This is a genomic window from Terriglobales bacterium, assembly GCA_035543055.1.
Classification (GTDB): Bacteria; Acidobacteriota; Terriglobia; order Terriglobales; family Acidobacteriaceae; genus JAIQFD01.
The window spans coordinates 1-3,897 of record DATKKJ010000200.1; the positions used below are offsets into that span (position 1 = coordinate 1).

6 protein-coding genes are annotated in these 3,897 nt (G+C 65.4%); 3 read left to right on the forward strand and 3 right to left on the reverse strand.

Annotated features, from left to right (window positions below; genetic code table 11):
• The coding region (locus tag VMS96_13240) for a hypothetical protein (protein HVP44391.1) at window positions 1–293 on the forward strand (293 nt) is incomplete at its 5' end.
• Window positions 294–316: 23 nt separating this feature from the next.
• Here VMS96_13240 and recR read toward each other — a convergent pair.
• The 3 genes from recR to dnaX are packed head-to-tail and all read right to left on the reverse strand — an operon-like array spanning window position 317 to window position 3,017.
• Entirely contained in the window at window positions 317–916 is a 600-nt protein-coding gene (recR, locus tag VMS96_13245) for a recombination mediator RecR (protein ID HVP44392.1), read from the reverse strand.
• Window positions 916–1,227: a YbaB/EbfC family nucleoid-associated protein gene (locus tag VMS96_13250; GenBank protein HVP44393.1), complete on the reverse strand. Its 312-nt coding sequence runs from the start codon at window positions 1,225–1,227 to the stop codon at window positions 916–918. Before VMS96_13250 ends, recR begins: the two co-directional genes overlap by 1 nt.
• A gap of 17 nt (window positions 1,228–1,244) precedes the next feature.
• Window positions 1,245–3,017: a DNA polymerase III subunit gamma/tau gene (dnaX, locus tag VMS96_13255; GenBank protein HVP44394.1), complete on the reverse strand. Its 1,773-nt coding sequence runs from the start codon at window positions 3,015–3,017 to the stop codon at window positions 1,245–1,247.
• 141 nt (window positions 3,018–3,158) lie between these two features.
• On the opposite strand from dnaX, the gene VMS96_13260 reads away from it, so the two are divergent.
• Both VMS96_13260 and VMS96_13265 read left to right on the forward strand, forming a co-directional pair.
• Window positions 3,159–3,515, forward strand: coding sequence for an STAS domain-containing protein (locus VMS96_13260; GenBank protein HVP44395.1), 357 nt, complete (start codon window positions 3,159–3,161; stop codon window positions 3,513–3,515).
• A 53-nt stretch (window positions 3,516–3,568) separates the two neighbouring features.
• Window positions 3,569–3,897 (forward strand): hypothetical protein (locus VMS96_13265; protein HVP44396.1); only part of this gene is annotated, 329 nt, incomplete at its 3' end.

The window sequence follows — 3,897 nt, forward strand, 5'->3', positions numbered from 1 at the left end:
AGAACCAGTCTTCCTATCTCACCTGGAGCGAGGGCCGGGCGAAAGAAGAAGTGGCCGCCGTGCTGCGCCGGGAGTTCCTGGTGAGCGAGGAGCGCGCCGACAAGCTGTCGGGCGCATGGGGACGCCACCCCCTGCTCGGCCGCATGTACCTGCCTGCCTACCGCTCTGGAACGGAGCGGGTCGCGGAGCTGCGGCGCGTACACCCGCCGAAGCACGTGTTACCGGTCCTCTATGGCTGCCACGGGCTGGTGGATATTGAGACGGTGAACCAGGTCCTGCCAGGGACGCGCTGAGGGCCAAGGACAAGGCAGATTGATCAGATCTCGCGTCGGCCTTCCATGGCCTTGATCATGGTGACTTCGTCGGCATACTCGATGTCGCTGCCGACCGGGATCCCCATGGCGATGCGCGTGACCTTGAGCTGGGGCCGCCGGATGGTCTGGGAGAGATAAACGGCGGTGGCCTCGCCTTCGACCGTGGGATTAGTGGCCACGATCACCTCATCTACCTCGCCCCGGTCGATGCGCTTCATCAGGTTGCTGATCCGCAGGTGCTCCGGCCCGACGCCGTGCAGCGGCGAGATGGACCCGTGCAGCACGTGGTACACGCCGTTGAAGTGACGGGTTTTCTCGATGGCCGCGATGTTGGTGGGTTCCTCCACCACGCACACCAGCCGCTGGTTGCGGGTAGGGCTAGAGCAGTAGGTACAGGGATCGACGTCGGTGATGTTGTTGCACACCGAGCAGAGATGCAGCTTCTTCTTGACATCGCGGATGGCGCCGGCGAGGGCCTGGGCATCGGTCTCCTCGGAGCGCAGGATATGGAAGGCCAGGCGCTGCGCACTCTTGGAGCCCACACCGGGCAGTTTCTTCAGTTCTTCGATGAGCCGCGCCATCGGCTCGGCAAATTTGGACATCAGAGCAGTCCCTGCAAGCCTCCGAGCATTCCGCCCAGGCTCGATTGCATCGCGTCGTCCACCTTGCGCCCGGCCTCGTTCACCGCCGCCACTACCAAGTCCTGCAGCATCTCGACATCGCCGGACTTGACCGCTTCCGGGTCGATGGTCACCGCCAGCACCTGCTTGGCGCCGTTCATCTTCACGGTCACCGTGCCCCCGCCGGCCGATGCCTCGACGATGGTCTGGCGCAGTTTCTCCTGCAACTGCTCGGCCTGCTGCTTGACCGCCGTCATCATCTCCTGGAGCTTTCTCGGATCGAAGCCACCCATGGCAGATCTCTTCCGGTTCAGCGGCCTTTGTCGCGATGGTCGATGACGGTGCGGATCTCGGCCCCGAACTTCTCCTGCATGCGTCGCACCACGGGATCGTCGGCGGCCCGCGCCCGCGCCCCCGGACCGCCATTGGCAGGACGCGCCGGAGCCGCCTCGGCGACCGCCTGCCCCGGCGCCACGCGCAACCGCACCGGCCGGGCCGCCGCCGCCGAAGCGGCTTCGTTGGCCACCCGCCTGGCCTCCGCGTTCATCGCCATCTCGACGAACTTGGCGCCGGCCGCAACTTGGACCACTACCTCGCCGCCCTGCGTGCTCCACTCTCCCGCCGACAACATCGACACCACGCTCTGCTGCCGCGCATTCTCCAACGCCGCCAGCACCGCCTCGCGGATATCCCCGGCCGCCGGCAACGGTGCCGGCATCGCCTGGGGAGCGGGCTCTCCGGCGATTGCGACCGCCGTCGCCGCCCGGCTGTAAGGCTGCGTTTCCACCGACATCTCCGGTTTGCGCGTACCCTCTTTGCGGGCGCGGTCGGCTTCGAAGGGCGAAGGCCGGGGTGGCGCAGCCGCCCCCGGCTGCGCTCCCATGCCTTTGGCCGGGACAAAGGGGGATGCCACTGCTGGACGTGCTTCAGAGGACCGTCGTTCGGTCGCTGTCGTCGCCCCGCTCAGGATCTCCTCAATAGGCAGCAGCCGCTGCGCGTGCACCATCTTCAGCAGCCCCAGCTCCAGGTGGAAGCGCTGCTCCTGCCGGTAGCCGAGTTCGCTGTGGGTGCGCAACAGGATCTGCAAGAAGCGCGCAAGGTCTTCCTCGCTGAACAGCTCCGCTACGCGCCCGACCCGCGCACGTTCATCGGAGGAGATCTGGAGCAACGGGGAGTCCTGTCCCGCGATCTTGGCCACCGTGGTGTTGCGCAGGAAGCGGACCATCTGGCGCGCGAAATGTGCCGGGTTCTGGCCCTCGGTTACCAGCTTGTCCACCAGCCGCAGGACTTCTTCGCTGGAGTTGCGCGCCACCGCCTGCATCATCTGTTCCAGCACTTCCGCGGGCACCGCTCCCACCAGGTCGCGCACCAGACCCGCCGTCAGGGTGGTGCCGCAGCAAGCGATCGCCTGGTCCATGATCGAGAGGGCATCGCGCATCGAGCCGTCTCCGGCTTCGGCCAGCATGGCCAGGGCATCGTCGTCAGCCTTGATCTTCTCCTTGCCGGCGATGTCGCGCAGCTGGCCCACGATCTCGTCGAACTTCACCGCATGGAACGAGAAGTGCTGGCAGCGCGAGCGGATGGTCTGCGGGATGTCCTCCGGCTGGGTCGTCGCCATCATGAAGATGACGTGCCCGGGCGGCTCCTCCAGCGTCTTCAGCAGCGCATTAAAGGCGGCATCGGTGATCTGGTGGGCCTCGTCCAGGATCCAGATCTTGAAGCGGTCGCGCGCCGGGCGATAGCGGGCGGCGTCACGCAGCTCGCGGATCTCGTCGATGCCCCGGTTGGTGGCGGCGTCGATCTCGATGACGTCCACCGAATTGCCGGCTCGGATCTCCTGGCACGAGTCGCACACGCCGCAAGGCTCGGCTACCGGTTTCTCGCTGGAGCGGCAATTCAGCGACATGGCCAGGATGCGGGCGATGGTGGTCTTGCCGATCCCGCGGTGTCCGCTGAAGATGTAGCCGTGCGCCACACGCCCCTGCTCGATGGCGTGCTTCAGGGTGCGGGTGACGTGGTCCTGCCCGATCACCTCGGAGAATCTCTGCGGACGGTACTTGCGCGCCAGGACCTGGTAGCTCATCGGGAAGTCCGATTATACCGTGCCCCCGTCCGGCTCCTCGGGAAGTGGTGCGCCGCAGTGCGGGTTCGCACTTGCAAAGGGCCGACTGGGGCGGTAGGCTTGCGGCCAAATGGGCCGCAAGCTGCACCGGTAGGAGGCGTTGTGGCGTTAAAACTGTCGGTCAAGAACGTCAACGGCGTGACCGTGGTGTACTGCTCGGGCCGCATCGTGTTCGGGGAAGAAGCGGCGGAGCTGCGCGAGCGGGTGAAAGAGATGCTGGCCACCGTCCGCCAGATCGTCCTCAACCTGGGTGGCGTCAGCTACATCGACAGCGGCGGTCTGGGCACCCTGGTCGGCCTGTACACCTCCGCCCGGTCGGCCGGCGGAGAGATCAAGCTCGCCAACCTTACCCAGCGGGTGCGCGACCAACTCCAGATCACCAAACTGGTCACCGTCTTCGAGGTCTTCGACAGCGAGGAAAAGGCGGTGAATTCCTTCGCGACGCAAGCCACCGCTTAAGGCGCGTTGCGTTTTATCCCTGCCTAGCGTGGAGGCCCCTTGTCGAGGTTGCGATGGCTGACACCGGCTATTCGATTTCTCCCCCTCCAAACGAACCAGCAGAGGCGCCGCGCAAGAAGAAAAGCCTGCTGAAACTCTCTCTGCTGGCGACCGCGCTACTGTTCGGGTATCTCCTCTACCAATGCGGAACAGGGCTGCACAAGGGCATGAAACTCGGGGAGGCGGCAGTGCAGGACTTCCACTCGATGCTCAACGCCAGCCAGTATGATCGGATCTACGACCAAGCGTCTGAAGAGTTCCAGCAATCCGGGAAGAAGGAGGAGCTTACGGCCTTCTTCAAGGCCGTCCACGACAAGCTGGGAGACGCGGGCGAGACCCACAT